We start from the raw sequence: 15,611 nt of genomic DNA, 5'->3' as shown, positions 1-15,611 counted from the left end.
GAGGTGTCCCGTGCCCTTTAAACCCTTAGTCTCCGCAGGCATCGAGAATGTACTGAACGCTTTTCTGTATCGCGCTCCGGCGCTGAAAGCTGCACGTCAGCGGCTGAGCGGGAAGGTATTACGTATTGTTTTAAAAGAGTTCTCGACGCCGCTTGTGCTGGTCTTCAGCGAACGCCAGCTTGACGTTCTGGGGGAGTGGGAAGGTGAAGCCGACTGCTCGGTCATCACTCACATGAGCGTGCTGCCAAAACTGCGCGATCGCCAGCAATTAACAGCGCTTATCCGCAGCGGTGAGCTGGAAGTGGAAGGCGATATTCAGGTCGTGCAGAACTTCGTTGCGCTCACCGATCTGGCGGAGTTTGACCCGGCAGAACTGCTCGCACCTTTCATCGGCGACATTGCCGCCGAGGGCATCGGTAAAGTCCTTCATGATGGCGCGTCTTTTGCGCGCAAAAGCTTTCAACGTCAGCAACGCTATGCGGCGGAAGTGCTGACGGAGGAGTGGCGAATGGCGCCCGGGTCACTGGAAGTTGCGTGGTTTGCGGAAGAGACCGCTGCTGTTGAACGTGCGGTTGATGCGTTAACCAAACGGCTGGAAAAACTGGAGGGCAAATGACGCCTGGTGAAATTCGGCGCCTCTATTTCATTATTCGCACCTTTTTGAGCTACGGGCTCGACGAGCTTATCCCCAAAATGCGTATCACGCTGCCGCTTCGTATCTGGCGGCGGATGCTGTTCTGGATGCCCAATCGCCATAAGGGTCAGCCGCTGGGTGAACGTTTGCGCCTGGCGCTGCAGGAACTGGGTCCGGTGTGGATTAAGTTCGGACAGATGCTCTCGACCCGTCGCGATCTCTTCCCGCCTCTGATTGCTGATGAGCTCGCGATGCTGCAGGATCGCGTCGCACCGTTTGACGGCGCGCGCGCGAAAAAGCAAATTGAAGAGGCGATGGGTAATATTCCCGTCGAGACCTGGTTTGACGATTTCGACATTCAGCCACTGGCGTCGGCCTCAATCGCGCAGGTGCACACCGCGCGTCTGAAAGAAAACGGCAAAGAAGTCGTTATTAAAGTCATTCGTCCGGACATCCTGCCCGTCATCAAAGCAGACATGAAGCTGATTTATCGTCTGGCGCGCTGGGTGCCGCGTCTGCTGCCGGACGGGCGCCGTCTGCGTCCGATGGAAGTGGTGCGGGAATATGAAAAAACGCTGATTGACGAGCTTAACCTCCTGCGCGAGTCGGCAAACGCCATTCAGCTGCGTCGCAACTTTGAAAACAGCCCGATGCTTTATGTACCTGAAGTCTATTCTGACTACTGCAGCCAGAACATGATGGTAATGGAGCGCATCTACGGTATTCCCGTCTCTGATGTGGTGGCCCTGGAAAAACAGGGAACGAACATGAAGCTGTTGGCCGAACGTGGCGTACAGGTGTTCTTTACTCAGGTATTCCGCGACAGCTTTTTCCATGCGGACATGCACCCGGGCAACATCTTCGTGAGCTACGAGCACCCTGAAGATCCGAAGTATATCGGTATCGACTGCGGGATTGTGGGGTCGCTGAATAAAGAAGATAAACGCTATCTGGCAGAGAATTTTATCGCTTTCTTCAATCGCGACTACCGTAAGGTGGCCGAACTGCACGTTGATTCCGGCTGGGTTCCACCGGACACCAACGTCGAAGAGTTCGAGTTTGCGATCCGAACCGTTTGCGAACCGATTTTTGAAAAGCCGCTGGCGGAAATCTCCTTCGGGCACGTGCTGTTAAACCTGTTCAACACGGCTCGTCGCTTTAATATGGAAGTTCAGCCGCAGCTAGTTTTACTTCAGAAAACATTACTTTACGTTGAGGGTGTAGGCCGACAGCTCTATCCTCAGTTAGACTTGTGGAAGACCGCGAAACCTTTCCTTGAATCCTGGATTAAGGATCAGGTTGGCATTCCGGCGCTGGTGCGCTCGCTGAAGGAGAAAGGCCCGTTCTGGATAGAGAAAATGCCTGAAATTCCTGAACTGGTTTATGACAGTTTGCGTCAGAGCAAGAACCTTCAGCACAGTATCGATAAGATCGCCCGCGAACTTCAGTCCAGCCGCGTTCGTCAGGGACAGTCACGCTATCTCTTTGGGATTGGCGCAACGCTGCTGCTGAGCGGTACGCTGCTGCTGATCAACCGCCCGGACTGGCAGATGATGCCCGCCTGGCTGATGGCTGGCGGGGCTGTTGTCTGGCTGGCCGGCTGGCGAAAAACGCGCTGAGTTCATCGCCTTCGACGGGTCGCATACGTATAATGCGACCTGACTAATTATTCATCTATCCCTGAGGAACATGTATGGGTGGTATCAGTATCTGGCAATTGTTGATCATTGCCGTCATCGTCGTGCTGCTGTTTGGCACCAAAAAGCTCGGTTCTATTGGTTCCGATCTGGGCGCGTCTATCAAAGGCTTCAAGAAAGCGATGAGCGATGATGAGAGCAAGCAGGATAAAACCAGCCAGGACGCTGACTTTACTGCTAAATCCATCTCCGACAAGCAAGAAGAAGCCAAAAAGGAAGACGCCAAAAGCCACGATAAAGAGCAGGTGTAAGTCGTGTTCGACATTGGTTTTAGTGAGCTGCTGCTGGTCTTTGTGATTGGCCTGATCGTGTTGGGGCCCCAGCGTCTGCCGGTGGCAGTGAAAACCGTTGCGGGCTGGGTGCGTGCGCTGAGATCGCTGGCCTCTACCGTTCAGAATGAGCTGGCGCAGGAGCTTAAGCTGCAGGAATTTCAGGAAAGCCTGAAAAAGGTTGAGAAGGCGAGCATGGATAACCTGACGCCGGAACTGAAAGCCTCAATGGATGAACTGCGTGAAGCGGCGGAATCCATGAAGCGCTCCTACAGCGTTAACGATCCTGAAAAAGCGAGCGATGAAGCGAACACCATCCATAACCCGGTGGTGAAGGGCAGCGAGGAGCAGCGTGAGGGCGTAACGCCAGCCAGCGCTGAACATCAGGCTGCTGCGCCGGAACAGACGCCGCAGGAAACTGAAGTGAAAAAACAGGCGCAGCCGGAAGACCCCGCGATAAAAGTGGCAGAGGCGAAGCCCGCCGCACCTGTTTCCGAATCATCCCCCTCGTCGAGTGATAAAGCGTAAACATGGCTGTAGATGATACTCAACCGCTCATTACGCACCTCATTGAGCTGCGTAAGCGCCTGTTAAACTGCATTATTGCGGTTCTCGTTATTTTTCTATGCCTGGTCTATTTCGCCAATGACATCTACCAGGTTGTCTCTGCACCGTTGATCAAGCAGATGCCGCTGGGCGCGACGATGATTGCGACGGACGTGGCCTCTCCGTTCTTTACCCCCATCAAGCTTACTTTTTGGGTATCGCTGATTGCCTCTGCGCCGGTCATTCTGTATCAGGTCTGGGCATTTGTGGCGCCGGCCTTGTACAAGCATGAACGCAAGCTGGTGATCCCGCTGCTGGTCTCTAGCTCCCTGCTGTTCTATATCGGCATGGCGTTTGCCTATTTTGTTGTCTTCCCGCTGGCCTTCGGCTTCCTCACGCACACCGCGCCGGAAGGGGTTCAGGTATCGACGGATATCGCCAGCTACCTCAGCTTTGTCATGGCGCTGTTTATGGCGTTCGGCGTGGCATTCGAAGTGCCGGTGGCCATCGTGCTGCTTTGCTGGGTAGGAGTAACCACGCCGGATGACCTGCGTAAGAAGCGTCCATATATCCTGGTAGGCGCATTTGTGGTCGGTATGCTGCTGACGCCGCCAGATGTGTTCTCGCAGACGCTGCTGGCCATACCGATGTACTGCCTGTTTGAGGTCGGCGTATTCTTCTCGCGCTTCTACGTGGGTAAAGGGCGTCGAACGGATGATGAAGACGATACGTCCGACAAGACTACTGAAGAGTAAAACCAGCCGCCCGTCAGGGCGGTTGTTACATGGGGATTAGCATGTTTGATATCGGACTCAACCTGACCAGCCCGCAGTTTGCGAAAGATCGCGATGAGGTGGTTGCGCGTGCGTTTGCGGCTGGGGTGAAAGGACTGCTGCTGACGGGGACCAACCTGCATGAAAGCGAGCAGGCGCAGCAGCTGGCGCAACGCTACGATCGCTGTTGGTCTACCGCTGGCGTGCATCCTCATGACAGCAGCCAGTGGACCCCGGACAGTAGCGAAACCCTGCACAGGCTGGCGAAGATGCCAGACGTTGTGGCTGTCGGTGAATGCGGTCTCGATTTCAACCGTAACTTTTCTACGCCTGAAGAGCAGGAAAGGGCGTTCACTGCCCAGCTTGCACTGGCGGCAGAGCTTGAAATGCCCGTATTTATGCATTGCCGCGACGCGCATGAGCGTTTCCTGGCGCTGCTGGATCCGTGGCTGAATAAACTGCCCGGCGCGGTGCTGCACTGCTTCACCGGTTCCCGCCAGGAGGCGCTGGATTGCCTGAAGCGAGGGCTTTATCTGGGCATTACCGGCTGGGTTTGCGATGAGCGCCGCGGGCTTGAGCTTCGGGAACTGTTACCCGAGATCCCGGCTGACCGGCTGCTTTTTGAAACCGATGCGCCTTATCTGCTGCCGCGCGATATGAAACCCAAACCGGCATCGCGGCGAAATGAGCCCGCCTGGCTGGGGCACATTGTTGAGAGCGTAGCGAAGTGGCGCGGAGAGGATCCGCACTGGCTTTCCGCGCAGACGGATGACAATGTGCGTAATCTGTTCGGGATAGGTTTTTAAACTTTGCGGAAGTCGGTGTTTTTAACGCTCTGAAGCACCTGCTTGTTCAGCAGGTTGAGCAACAGCATGGAGCGCGCTTCACCGTCCGGCTCGGCAAAAATTGCCTGCAGGCCTTCGAAAGCGCCTTCCGTAATGACAACGCAATCGCCCGAGTAAGGCGTTTCCGGGTCGGTGATCCCTTCAGGCTGTTGATAAACAGACAGCTGATGAATAACCGTCGACGGAACCGTTGCCGGATGGGCACCAAAACGAACAAAGTGGCTGACGCCGCGCGTGGCGCTGATGGTGGTGGTGTGGATCACCTCCGGGTCGAACTCCACGAACAGGTAGTTCGGGAATAACGGCTCACTCACGGTTGTGCGCTTCCCGCGCTGCATCTTTTCAAGCGTGATCACGGGCGTCAGGCAATTCACAGACTGACGTTCAAGATGTTCCTGCGCGCGCTGAAGTTGCCCGCGTTTGCAATACAGTAAATACCAGGCCTGCATAATCACTCTTTCCCTTAGTTCGGGGCGCAAGCATATCAAAACCCTGGCGGGATCGCTAAGTTGATTATAATGGGGGAAAACGCAACAGAACGCATAAGTTCACGCTTGTTTAACAAAATTACAGCATCAAGCAGTCTTACGCCGTATAATGAAGCGCTTACAGAGAGGCCATGATTAACTGCATGAAATACCACGATCTCCGCGACTTCCTGACGCTGCTGGAAAAGCAGGGTGAACTCAAACGCATTACACTTCCTGTTGATCCTTATCTGGAGATGACAGAAATAGCTGACCGCACCCTGCGTGCCGGTGGCCCCGCATTACTGTTTGAAAATCCGAAAGGTTACTCAATGCCGGTGCTGTGCAACCTGTTTGGTACACCGCGTCGTGTCGCACTGGGGATGGGGCAGGAGGACGTCACGGCGCTGCGCGAAGTAGGTAAACTGCTGGCGTTTCTGAAAGAGCCGGAGCCACCGAAAGGCTTCCGCGATCTGTTCGACAAACTGCCGCAGTTTAAGCAGGTGCTGAACATGCCTACCAAACGCCTGCGCGGCGCGCCGTGCCAGCAGAAAGTGCTGGAAGGCGATGCGGTTGATTTGACTAAAATCCCTATCATGCAGTGCTGGCCTGAAGATGCCGCTCCGCTGATCACCTGGGGGCTCACCGTGACGCGCGGCCCCCACAAAGAGCGCCAGAATCTGGGGATTTACCGCCAGCAGTTGATTGGCAAGAATAAGCTCATCATGCGCTGGCTGTCGCATCGCGGCGGCGCGCTGGATTTCCAGGAGTGGTGCGCTGCGCATCCCGGTGAACGTTTCCCGGTTTCAGTTGCGCTAGGTGCCGATCCGGCCACCATTCTCGGGGCGGTAACGCCCGTACCGGATACGCTCTCTGAATATGCGTTTGCAGGCCTGCTGCGCGGGACCAAAACGGAAGTCGTGAAGTGTATCTCTAACGATCTCGAAGTTCCGGCCAGTGCCGAAATTGTGCTGGAAGGTTACATTGAGCAGGGTGAACTGGCACCGGAAGGTCCCTACGGTGACCACACCGGCTATTACAACGAAGTGGATAACTTCCCGGTGTTTACCGTGACGCACATTACGCAGCGTGAAGATGCGATTTATCACTCCACGTACACCGGACGTCCACCGGACGAACCCGCGGTACTGGGCGTGGCGCTGAATGAAGTGTTTGTGCCGATCCTGCAAAAACAGTTCCCGGAAATCGTAGATTTCTATCTGCCGCCTGAAGGATGCTCGTATCGCATGGCGGTGGTCACGATGAAGAAACAGTATCCTGGCCACGCTAAACGCGTAATGATGGGCGTATGGTCTTTCCTGCGCCAGTTTATGTATACCAAATTTGTTATTGTCTGCGATGATGACGTTAACGCCCGCGACTGGAATGACGTCATTTGGGCCATTACCACGCGAATGGACCCGGCGCGTGATACGGTGTTAGTCGAAAACACGCCGATAGATTACCTGGATTTTGCCTCGCCGGTTTCCGGCCTTGGCTCAAAAATGGGACTGGATGCCACAAATAAATGGCCCGGCGAAACCGACCGTGAATGGGGTCGCCCGATCAAAAAAGATCCTGCCGTGACCGCGCGAATTGACGCGATCTGGGACGAACTGGCCATAATGAGTAACGGTAAGCCTGAATCTGACCGTTAAGCCCTATAGACTTCCCGACAGAGAGAGCGAATGACAACCTTAAGCTGTAAAGTGACCTCGGTAGATGCCATCACCGACACCGTATATCGCGTCCGTTTAGTGCCAGAAGCGCCATTCTCTTTCCGCGCTGGTCAGTACTTAATGGTTGTGATGGATGAGCGTGATAAGCGTCCTTTCTCTATGGCCTCAACGCCAGCGGAGCAGGAATTTATTGAGCTTCATATTGGTGCGTCAGAGCTTAACCTGTATGCGATGGCGGTGATGGATCGGATCCTGAAGGAACGCGAAATCGTGGTGGATATTCCACACGGTGAAGCGTGGCTACGCGATGACGAAGACCGTCCACTGATCCTGATCGCTGGCGGCACAGGCTTCTCGTATGTGCGCTCTATTCTGTTGACCGCCCTGGCGCGTAATCCAGACCGTGATATCACCATTTACTGGGGTGGCCGCGAAGAGAAGCATCTGTACGACCTCTCTGAGCTGGAAGCGCTGAGCGTAACCCATCCTAACCTGCGCATTGAGCCGGTGGTTGAGCAGCCGGAAGAGGGCTGGCGTGGGCGTAGCGGGACGGTGCTGACGGCGGTACTGCAGGATCATGGCACGCTGGCAGGGCACGACATCTATATCGCTGGCCGTTTTGAGATGGCGAAAATTGCCCGCGACCTGTTCTGTAACGAACGTGACGCGCGTGAAGACCGTCTGTTCGGCGATGCGTTTGCCTTCATTTAAATAAAAAACCCGCCCCTGACAGGCGGGAAGAACGGCAACTAAACTCTTTCTCAACGCCCGTGAAGCCAGTGGCGGTGAGATACCTCTCGTAGGCCGGGAAAGCGCAGCGCCTCCCGGCAAAAGCCCGATGGCGCGATGCTTATCGGGCCTACGTTATAGCCTTACACTCTCTCAAACACCGTCGCGATACCCTGACCCAGCCCGATACACATCGTTGCCAGACCAAACTGGGCATCTTTGCGTTCCATCAGGTTAATCAGCGTGGTGCTGATACGCGCCCCGGAGCAGCCCAGCGGGTGACCGAGGGCGATCGCGCCGCCGTTGAGGTTAATCTTCTCGTCGATCTGTTCCATCAGCCCCAGATCTTTAATGCACGGCAGGATCTGCGCGGCGAACGCTTCGTTCATCTCAAACAGGTCGATGTCGCTGGCGGTTAATCCCGCTTTTTTCAGCGCCAGCTTCGAAGCCGGAACCGGGCCGTAGCCCATGATCGAAGGGTCGCAGCCCACGACCGCCATCGAACGCACGCGGGCGCGAGGCGTTAACCCCAGCTCGCGAGCGCGGCTTTCGCTCATCACCAGCATCGCGGCGGCACCGTCGGACAGCGCCGACGAGGTACCTGCCGTGACTGTTCCGGTGACCGGATCAAACGCAGGGCGCAGGGTAGAAAGTGCTTCTACGGTGGTTTCCGGGCGGATCACTTCGTCGTAGCTGAACTGCTTCAGAACGCCGTCAGCATCGTGACCGCCGGTAGGGATGATCTCGTTTTTAAAGGCGCCGGACTGCGTCGCGGCCCATGCACGAGCGTGAGAGCGGGCAGCGAAGGTATCCTGCATTTCACGGCTGATGCCATGGAGGCGGGAGAGCATCTCAGCGGTCAGGCCCATCATCCCTGCCGCTTTCGCCACGTTACGGCTCATACCCGGGTGGAAATCGACCCCGTGGCTCATCGGCACGTGGCCCATGTGCTCAACGCCGCCCACCAGACAGGCCTGCGCATCGCCGGTCATGATCATGCGCGCCGCATCGTGCAGCGCCTGCATGGATGAACCACACAGGCGGTTAACGGTGACGGCCGGAACCGAATGCGGGATTTCTGCCAGCAGTGACGCGTTACGGGCGATGTTGAAGCCCTGCTCCAGAGTCTGCTGCACGCAGCCCCAGTAAATATCGTCGAGCGCAGCAGGATCCAGCGCCGGGTTACGCACCAGCAGGCTACGCATCAGATGCGCGGAGAGATCTTCCGCACGCACGTTACGGAATGCACCGCCTTTTGAACGGCCCATCGGGGTGCGAATCGCATCAACAATGACAACCTTTTCCATTGTGACTCCTTAAGCCGTTTTCAGCTCGCCAACCGGACGGGCTGGCTCAACTGCTGGGTAGTAGGGTTCGTTATGGCGCGCTTTGTTGCGCAGCCCTTCCGGCACCTCATAAAGCGGGCCGAGGTGCTGATACTGCTGAGCCATATCGAGATAGCGGGCGCTGCCGAGGGTGTCCAGCCAGCGGAACGCGCCGCCGTGGAACGGAGGGAAGCCCAGGCCGTACACCAGCGCCATGTCGGCTTCTGCCGGGCTGGCGATGATGCCTTCTTCGAGGCAACGCACCACTTCGTTGATCATCGGGATCATCATGCGGGCAATGATTTCATCGTCGGTGAAGTCGCGCTTCGGCTGACTGACGTCGGCCAGCAGGCCATCCACCACGGCATCTTCTTCTTTCTTCGGTTTGCCTTTGCTGTCTTCTTTATAGCGCCAGAAGCCCAGACCGTTTTTCTGACCGAAGCGGCTGGCGTCGAACAGGGCGTCAATCGCGTCGCGATAATCTTTCTGCATGCGCTGCGGGAAGCCCGCCGCCATAACAGCCTGAGCGTGGTGGGCGGTATCAATGCCGACCACATCCAGCAGATACGCCGGGCCCATTGGCCAGCCGAACTGTTTTTCCATCACTTTGTCGATTTTGCGGAAGTCCGCGCCGTCGCGCAGCAGCTGGCTGAAACCGGCGAAGTAAGGGAACAGGACGCGGTTGACGAAGAAGCCCGGGCAGTCGTTAACCACGATCGGCGTTTTACCCATCTTGCTTGCCCACGCCACCACTTTAGCAATGGTTTCGTCAGAGGTTTTTTCCCCGCGGATCACCTCGACAAGCGGCATACGGTGTACCGGGTTGAAGAAGTGCATCCCGCAGAAGTTTTCCGGACGCTTTAGCACGCTCGCCAGTTCGCTGATTGGAATGGTGGAGGTGTTAGACGCCAGTACGGTGCCCGGACGAACCTTGTCTTCCGTTTCTGCCAGCACCGCTTTTTTGACTTTCGGGTTTTCAACCACGGCTTCAACCACCACGTCCACGCGGTCGAAACCGGTGTATTCCAGCGTTGGCTGGATCGTTGAGATCACACCGGAGAGCTTAAGTCCGTCAATTTTGCCGCGTTCCAGCTGTTTATTCAGCAGCTTGGCCGCTTCGGTCATACCCAGCGTCAGTGATTTCTCGCTGATGTCTTTCATCACTACCGGCACGCCTTTCCAGGCCGACTGGTAAGCGATGCCGCCACCCATAATGCCGGCGCCGAGTACCGCCGCGTGTTTTGGCGTCTCAACGTTTTTGGTCAGCTGTTTGGCTTTTCCTTTCACGAACTGATCGTTGAGGAAGATACCGACCAGCGCGCGGGCTTCATTGGTGTGCGCCAGCGGGACAAAGCTCTGGTTTTCAAGCTTCAGCGCTTCGTCGCGACCAAGGCGAGCCGCCGCTTCAATGGTTTTCACCGCGGTGATTGGCGCCGGATAGTGTTTACCTGCCGTCTGCATCACCATGCCTTTGGCGATGGTGAAGCTCATGGTGGCTTCAATCTTGCTGAGTTTTAACGGTTCTAGCTTCGGCTGGCGTTTGGCTTTCCAGTCGAGATCGCCGTTAATCGCCTGACGTAAAATGGCGACAGCGCCTTCAATAAGCTTTTCTGGTTTAACGACGCCGTCGACCAGGCCGATTTTCTGCGCCTGTTCTGCACCGACGTCTTTACCTGCGGCAATGATCTCAAGTGCGCTGTCGGCACCCAGCATGCGCGGCATACGCACGGAGCCGCCAAAGCCCGGCATGATACCCAGCTTCGTCTCCGGCAGGCCAATGCGCAGATCCGGCGTCGCCAGACGGTAATCCGTGGCTAACACGCATTCGCAGCCACCGCCCAGCGCGTAGCCGTTAACGGCGGAAATGGTCGGGACAGGTAGATCTTCCAGACGGTTAAAGACGCTGTTCGCAAAGTGCAGCCACTGGCTCAGCTGTTCTTCAGGCACCAGGAAGAGCGAGAGGAATTCGGTGATATCGGCACCGACAATAAAGGCCGCTTTGTTCGAGCGCAGCAGCAACCCTTTTAATTCAGGTTGTTTTTCAAGTACATCCAGCGCCTGGCCAAGACTGGCCACCGTCGCGGTATCAAGCTTGTTCACTGAGCCGGGGGCATCGAACACCAGTTCGGCAATGCCATCTTCCAGCCAGTTGAGGTACAGGGTGTCGCCTTTGTAAAGCATGTCAGTCTCCTGAATCCATCAAGTGGATCTGGTCATACCAGATGAGTCGGAGTGTGGGATTTATGTTAATAAAATGCAAATTACTCATTAAGAAATTGCTGCATTGATCACGGTCGGTGGAAATCACGCAGCCGGAGTGAGGTGTGCTAAGATGCGATGACTTGAGGTCAAAAAAACGAAAGGAAGAATGATGGACTCACTGGCTTCGCTTTATAAAAATCATATCGTTACCCTACAGGAACGTACCCGCGATGTACTGGCCCGCTTTAAGCTGGATGCGCTGTTGATCCACTCTGGCGAGCTGATGAATACCTTTCTCGACGATCACGCTTACCCGTTTAAGGTGAACCCGCAGTTTAAAGCCTGGGTGCCGGTGACTCAGGTTCCAAATTGCTGGCTGCTGGTCGATGGCGTGAATAAGCCGAAACTGTGGTTCTACCTGCCGGTTGATTACTGGCACAACGTTGAGCCGCTGCCGACCTCTTTCTGGACGGAAGAAGTGGATGTCATTGCGTTGCCAAAAGCCGACGGCATTGGCAGCCAGCTGCCAGCCGCGCGCGGCAACATCGCCTATATTGGCCCTGTTCCGGAGCGTGCGCTGGGCCTCGATATTCCGGCAGACAAACTGAACCCGAAAGGGGTGCTGGATTACCTGCACTATTACCGCGCGTATAAAACCGACTACGAACTTTACTGCATGCGTGAAGCGCAAAAAACGGCGGTGAATGGCCACCGCGCCGCGCACGAAGCGTTCCAGTCGGGTATGAGCGAGTTCGACATCAACCTGGCTTACCTGACCGCGACAGGCCATCGCGATACCGACGTGCCGTACAGCAATATTGTTGCGCTAAACGAGCATGCTTCCGTCCTGCATTACACCAAACTCGATCACCATGTACCGTCTGAGATGCGCAGCTTCCTGCTTGACGCAGGTGCCGAGTACAACGGTTACGCGGCAGACCTTACCCGTACCTGGGCGGCGAATGCGGATACCGATTTCGCGCAGCTTATTAAAGACGTGAACGATGAACAGCTGGCGCTTATTGGCACCATGAAAGCGGGCACCAGCTATGTGGATTACCACATCCAGTTCCATCAGCGCATCGCGAAGCTGCTGCGTAAGCATCAGATTGTGAAAGACATGAGCGAAGAGGCGATGGTCGAGAACGATCTGACCGGGCCATTCATGCCGCACGGTATTGGTCACCCGCTGGGCCTGCAGGTTCACGACGTTGCGGGCTTTATGCAGGATGATACCGGTACGCATCTGGCGGCACCGTCTAAATATCCTTACCTGCGCTGCACCCGTATTCTTGAGCCGCGTATGGTGCTAACGATTGAACCGGGGATCTACTTTATCGAATCCCTGCTGGCGCCGTGGCGTGAAGGTCAGTTCAGCAAGCACTTCAACTGGGAAAAAATTGACGCGCTTAAGCCGTTTGGCGGGATTCGCATCGAAGATAACGTTGTGGTGCACGAAAACGGTATCGAGAACATGACGCGAGACCAGAAGCTGGCCTGATGGAAAGCTGGCTGATACCGGCTGAACCGGTCACCTTTGTTGAGGAAATCAAGAAAAGCCGCTTTATTACGCTGCTGGCGCATACCGATGGCGTAGAGGCGGCAAAGGCGTTTGTCGAGTCCGTCCGGGCTGAGCATCCTGACGCACGCCACCACTGCGTGGCGTGGGTGGCTGGGCCGCCGGACGATTCGCAGCAATTGGGGTTTTCCGACGACGGTGAACCGGCAGGAACGGCCGGTAAACCCATGCTCTCCCAGCTGATGGGCAGCGGTGTGGGTGAAATTACCGCCGTGGTGGTGCGCTACTACGGCGGCATTTTATTAGGTACGGGTGGGCTGGTTAAAGCGTATGGCGGAGGGGTTCAGCAGGCGTTGAATATACTCATAACGACCCGCAAAACGCCGCTCACCGAATATACTTTACTGTGTGATTACGCCCAGTTATCCGGCATCGAAACGTTGCTGAAGCAGTTTAACGGCGTCATCGCACACAGTGAATATCAGGCAATGGTGCAATTACGCGTGGCGCTTCCTCAGGCGGAACTGGCTGCTTTTTCAGCAAAACTGGCTGATTTTAGTCGTGGTTCGTTGCAATTGCTGCCGATTGAAGAATAATCCCCACCTCACTTTTGAATACCAAAGGAAGCGGCAGAGATGCATTTTCGTGCCATAACCCGAATCGTTGGACTGCTGGTCATACTCTTTTCCGGGACGATGATTCTCCCTGGACTGGTGGCGCTTATCTACCGGGATGGCGCGGGGCGGGCATTTACCCAGACCTTCTTTGTCGCGCTGGCGATTGGCTCGCTGCTGTGGTGGCCGAACCGTCGGCAGAAAGGTGAGCTGAAATCTCGCGAGGGCTTTCTGATTGTGGTCCTGTTCTGGACGGTGCTGGGAAGCGTCGGTTCGCTGCCCTTTATCTTCTCTGAACAGCCTAACCTGAGCATCACGGATGCCTTTTTTGAATCGTTCTCGGGTTTAACGACCACCGGGGCGACGACGCTGGTGGGCCTGGATTCGCTACCGCACGCGATTCTCTTTTATCGCCAGATGCTGCAGTGGTTCGGTGGTATGGGGATCATCGTCCTGGCCGTGGCCATCCTGCCTATTCTGGGCGTGGGTGGGATGCAGCTCTATCGCGCCGAAATGCCCGGGCCGCTGAAAGACAACAAAATGCGGCCTCGCATTGCCGAGACGGCGAAAACCCTGTGGCTGATTTATGTCTTGCTGACGGTCGCCTGTGCTCTGGCGCTATGGTTTGCCGGGATGCCTGCTTTTGATGCTATCGGGCACAGCTTTGCGACGATTGCCATCGGCGGGTTCTCCACCCACGATGCCAGCGTGGGCTACTTCGACAGCCCAACGATCAATACCATCATTGCGATTTTCCTGCTGATCTCCGGCTGTAACTATGGCCTGCACTTCTCTTTACTGAGCGGACGCAGCCTGAAGGTGTACTGGCGCGATCCGGAGTTCCGCATGTTTATTGGTGTCCAGCTTACTCTGGTCATCATCTGTACTCTCGTGCTGTGGTTCCACGACGTTTATAACTCGGCGCTGACGACCCTAAACCAGGCGTTCTTCCAGGTGGTATCGATGGCGACGACCGCCGGGTTTACCACGGACAGCATTGCACGCTGGCCGTTGTTCCTGCCGGTGCTCCTGCTGTGTTCCGCGTTTATCGGCGGCTGTGCGGGCTCCACGGGCGGTGGCCTGAAGGTGATTCGTATTCTGCTGCTGTTCAAGCAGGGCAACCGTGAGCTAAAACGTCTGGTCCACCCGAACGCGGTCTACAGCATCAAACTGGGTAACCGCGCGTTGCCGGAACGTATCCTCGAAGCGGTGTGGGGGTTCTTCTCGGCGTATGCGTTGGTCTTTATCGTCAGTATGCTGGCGATCATCGCGACGGGGGTGGATGATTTCTCCGCCTTTGCGTCCGTCGTAGCAACATTGAATAACCTCGGGCCTGGCCTGGGGGTTGTGGCGGATAACTTTGCCAGCATGAACCCGGTCGCGAAATGGATCCTCATCGCCAATATGCTGTTTGGTCGTCTTGAGGTCTTTACGCTGCTGGTGCTGTTCACCCCTACATTCTGGCGCGAGTAAGGAGCCGTTGATGAAAACACTGATTCTTTTCTCTACCCGAGACGGGCAGACGCGTGAAATTGCCGCGTATCTGGCATCGGAATTAAAAGAGCTGGGTATTTACTCGGATGTGGTAAACCTGAATCGCGCAGAGCAGATTGCCTGGCAGGATTACGACCGCGTGGTGATTGGCGCGTCAATTCGTTACGGGCATTTCCATCCGGCGCTGGACCGCTTTGTGAAAAAGCACACGGCGGTGCTCAGCAAATTGCCCGGTGCGTTTTACTCGGTCAATCTGGTCGCGCGTAAAGCAGAGAAGCGTACGCCGCAGACCAACAGCTACACGCGCAAGTTTTTACTCAGCTCGCCGTGGCAGCCAGACCTGTGCGCCGTTTTTGCCGGCGCGCTGCGCTACCCTCGCTATCGCTGGTATGACCGCTTCATGATCCGCTTGATTATGAAAATGACGGGGGGCGAAACCGATACGCGTAAAGAAGTGGTTTATACCGACTGGTCTCAGGTGGCCAGCTTTGCCCGGGAAATCGCGCATTTAACGGGCAATTCGCGACTTAAATAAGCGTTAAGTTTGAAAAGTGAGCGAACGAAAAGTTTTTTGTATTTTATGCTTGTCACACCGGAATAACTCCCTATAATGCGCCTCCACTGACACGGAACAACGGCACACACGCCGCCGGGTCAGCAGAGAAAAGCGAAAATAAACGCTTGACTCTGAAGCGGGAAAGCGTAATATGCACACCCCGCGCCGCAGCGAAAAGCGAAGCGGCACTGCTCTTTAACAATTTATCAGACAATCTGTGTGGGCACTCAAAGTGACATGGATTCTTAATGTCTTCGGACAA

Annotated in this window: 16 protein-coding genes; 12 read left to right on the top strand and 4 right to left on the bottom strand. The window is 55.8% G+C overall.

Annotated elements, in window-relative coordinates; translation table 11 throughout:
• The first annotated feature begins 10 nt into the window (after nucleotides 1-10).
• The 6 genes from ubiJ (at nucleotide 11) to tatD (ending at nucleotide 4,725) form a co-directional block, all read left to right on the top strand.
• Nucleotides 11-616 carry a ubiquinone biosynthesis protein UbiJ gene (gene ubiJ, locus ABR39_RS01190; protein ID WP_047345442.1) on the top strand — a complete coding sequence of 202 codons (606 nt, stop codon included), beginning with the start codon at nucleotides 11-13 and terminating at the stop codon, nucleotides 614-616.
• On the top strand, nucleotides 613-2,253 hold the full coding sequence (gene ubiB, locus ABR39_RS01185; protein ID WP_047345441.1) for a ubiquinone biosynthesis regulatory protein kinase UbiB: 1,641 nt from the start codon (nucleotides 613-615) through the stop codon (nucleotides 2,251-2,253). The genes ubiJ and ubiB overlap by 4 nt, the downstream gene beginning before the upstream one ends.
• Before the next feature lie 74 nt (nucleotides 2,254-2,327).
• Nucleotides 2,328-2,582: a Sec-independent protein translocase subunit TatA gene (gene tatA, locus ABR39_RS01180; RefSeq protein ID WP_047345440.1), complete on the top strand. Its 255-nt coding sequence runs from the start codon at nucleotides 2,328-2,330 to the stop codon at nucleotides 2,580-2,582.
• A gap of 3 nt (nucleotides 2,583-2,585) precedes the next feature.
• Nucleotides 2,586-3,128: a Sec-independent protein translocase protein TatB gene (gene tatB / locus ABR39_RS01175; protein ID WP_047345439.1), complete on the top strand. Its 543-nt coding sequence runs from the start codon at nucleotides 2,586-2,588 to the stop codon at nucleotides 3,126-3,128.
• A 2-nt stretch (nucleotides 3,129-3,130) separates the two neighbouring features.
• The gene (tatC, locus tag ABR39_RS01170; RefSeq protein ID WP_047345438.1) at nucleotides 3,131-3,901 is read left to right on the top strand and encodes a Sec-independent protein translocase subunit TatC; all 771 of its coding nucleotides are present in this window, start codon (nucleotides 3,131-3,133) and stop codon (nucleotides 3,899-3,901) included.
• Nucleotides 3,902-3,942: 41 nt separating this feature from the next.
• The gene (tatD, locus tag ABR39_RS01165) at nucleotides 3,943-4,725 is read left to right on the top strand and encodes a 3'-5' ssDNA/RNA exonuclease TatD (protein ID WP_047345437.1); all 783 of its coding nucleotides are present in this window, start codon (nucleotides 3,943-3,945) and stop codon (nucleotides 4,723-4,725) included.
• Here the strand turns inward: tatD and rfaH are convergent.
• On the bottom strand, nucleotides 4,722-5,213 hold the full coding sequence (rfaH, locus tag ABR39_RS01160) for a transcription/translation regulatory transformer protein RfaH (protein WP_047345436.1): 492 nt from the start codon (nucleotides 5,211-5,213) through the stop codon (nucleotides 4,722-4,724). The two genes, tatD and rfaH, sit on opposite strands and share 4 nt — an antisense overlap.
• A 170-nt stretch (nucleotides 5,214-5,383) precedes the next feature.
• Between rfaH and ubiD the strand changes: the two genes are divergently transcribed.
• Nucleotides 5,384-6,889 carry a 4-hydroxy-3-polyprenylbenzoate decarboxylase gene (ubiD, locus tag ABR39_RS01155; protein ID WP_047345435.1) on the top strand — a complete coding sequence of 502 codons (1,506 nt, stop codon included), beginning with the start codon at nucleotides 5,384-5,386 and terminating at the stop codon, nucleotides 6,887-6,889.
• A gap of 30 nt (nucleotides 6,890-6,919) precedes the next feature.
• The gene (gene fre / locus ABR39_RS01150) at nucleotides 6,920-7,621 is read left to right on the top strand and encodes an NAD(P)H-flavin reductase (protein WP_032675626.1); all 702 of its coding nucleotides are present in this window, start codon (nucleotides 6,920-6,922) and stop codon (nucleotides 7,619-7,621) included.
• A gap of 161 nt (nucleotides 7,622-7,782) precedes the next feature.
• On the opposite strand, the gene fadA is transcribed toward fre, so the two are convergent.
• Both fadA and fadB read right to left on the bottom strand, forming a co-directional pair.
• The gene (fadA, locus tag ABR39_RS01145; protein ID WP_047345434.1) at nucleotides 7,783-8,946 is read right to left on the bottom strand and encodes an acetyl-CoA C-acyltransferase FadA; all 1,164 of its coding nucleotides are present in this window, start codon (nucleotides 8,944-8,946) and stop codon (nucleotides 7,783-7,785) included.
• A 9-nt stretch (nucleotides 8,947-8,955) separates the two neighbouring features.
• A complete protein-coding gene (fadB, locus tag ABR39_RS01140) occupies nucleotides 8,956-11,145 on the bottom strand; it encodes a fatty acid oxidation complex subunit alpha FadB (protein ID WP_047345433.1) in 2,190 nt (729 codons plus the stop codon).
• Between the two features lie 190 nt (nucleotides 11,146-11,335).
• On the opposite strand from fadB, the gene pepQ reads away from it, so the two are divergent.
• From pepQ to hemG, 4 genes are read left to right on the top strand one after another with little or no spacing between them, the layout of a single operon-like run.
• Nucleotides 11,336-12,667 (top strand): Xaa-Pro dipeptidase, encoded by a 1,332-nt coding sequence (gene pepQ / locus ABR39_RS01135; RefSeq protein WP_047345432.1) that lies wholly within the window; start codon nucleotides 11,336-11,338, stop codon nucleotides 12,665-12,667.
• Nucleotides 12,667-13,281 (top strand): IMPACT family protein, encoded by a 615-nt coding sequence (locus ABR39_RS01130; protein ID WP_047345431.1) that lies wholly within the window; start codon nucleotides 12,667-12,669, stop codon nucleotides 13,279-13,281. The genes pepQ and ABR39_RS01130 overlap by 1 nt, the downstream gene beginning before the upstream one ends.
• Before the next feature lie 39 nt (nucleotides 13,282-13,320).
• The gene (gene trkH / locus ABR39_RS01125; protein WP_023309600.1) at nucleotides 13,321-14,772 is read left to right on the top strand and encodes a Trk system potassium transporter TrkH; all 1,452 of its coding nucleotides are present in this window, start codon (nucleotides 13,321-13,323) and stop codon (nucleotides 14,770-14,772) included.
• A 10-nt stretch (nucleotides 14,773-14,782) separates the two neighbouring features.
• Nucleotides 14,783-15,328 carry a menaquinone-dependent protoporphyrinogen IX dehydrogenase gene (gene hemG / locus ABR39_RS01120; RefSeq protein ID WP_047345430.1) on the top strand — a complete coding sequence of 182 codons (546 nt, stop codon included), beginning with the start codon at nucleotides 14,783-14,785 and terminating at the stop codon, nucleotides 15,326-15,328.
• Between the two features lie 70 nt (nucleotides 15,329-15,398).
• Here hemG and ABR39_RS26065 read toward each other — a convergent pair.
• Nucleotides 15,399-15,611: hypothetical protein (locus ABR39_RS26065; RefSeq protein ID WP_131701696.1), on the bottom strand; the 213-nt coding region annotated here is incomplete at its 5' end.

This window comes from Enterobacter genomosp. O (assembly GCF_001022965.1).
Classification (GTDB): Bacteria; Pseudomonadota; Gammaproteobacteria; order Enterobacterales; family Enterobacteriaceae; genus Enterobacter; species Enterobacter cloacae_L.
The sequence above is the reverse complement of the archived record's forward strand: the minus strand, read 5'-3'. Positions and strand labels throughout refer to the sequence as shown.

Bases quoted from the DNA above. Each gene is read 5' to 3' on its own strand.
- ubiB (WP_047345441.1), top strand. From the start codon at position 613: ATGACGCCTGGTGAAATTCGGCGCCTCTATTTCATTATTCGCACCTTT.
- tatA (WP_047345440.1), top strand. From the start codon at position 2,328: ATGGGTGGTATCAGTATCTGGCAATTGTTGATCATTGCCGTCATCGTC.
- tatC (WP_047345438.1), top strand. From the start codon at position 3,131: ATGGCTGTAGATGATACTCAACCGCTCATTACGCACCTCATTGAGCTG.
- tatD (WP_047345437.1), top strand. From the start codon at position 3,943: ATGTTTGATATCGGACTCAACCTGACCAGCCCGCAGTTTGCGAAAGAT.
- rfaH (WP_047345436.1), bottom strand. From the start codon at position 5,213: ATGCAGGCCTGGTATTTACTGTATTGCAAACGCGGGCAACTTCAGCGC.
- ubiD (WP_047345435.1), top strand. From the start codon at position 5,384: ATGATTAACTGCATGAAATACCACGATCTCCGCGACTTCCTGACGCTG.
- fre (WP_032675626.1), top strand. From the start codon at position 6,920: ATGACAACCTTAAGCTGTAAAGTGACCTCGGTAGATGCCATCACCGAC.
- fadA (WP_047345434.1), bottom strand. From the start codon at position 8,946: ATGGAAAAGGTTGTCATTGTTGATGCGATTCGCACCCCGATGGGCCGT.
- fadB (WP_047345433.1), bottom strand. From the start codon at position 11,145: ATGCTTTACAAAGGCGACACCCTGTACCTCAACTGGCTGGAAGATGGC.
- pepQ (WP_047345432.1), top strand. From the start codon at position 11,336: ATGGACTCACTGGCTTCGCTTTATAAAAATCATATCGTTACCCTACAG.
- ABR39_RS01130 (WP_047345431.1), top strand. From the start codon at position 12,667: ATGGAAAGCTGGCTGATACCGGCTGAACCGGTCACCTTTGTTGAGGAA.
- trkH (WP_023309600.1), top strand. From the start codon at position 13,321: ATGCATTTTCGTGCCATAACCCGAATCGTTGGACTGCTGGTCATACTC.
- hemG (WP_047345430.1), top strand. From the start codon at position 14,783: ATGAAAACACTGATTCTTTTCTCTACCCGAGACGGGCAGACGCGTGAA.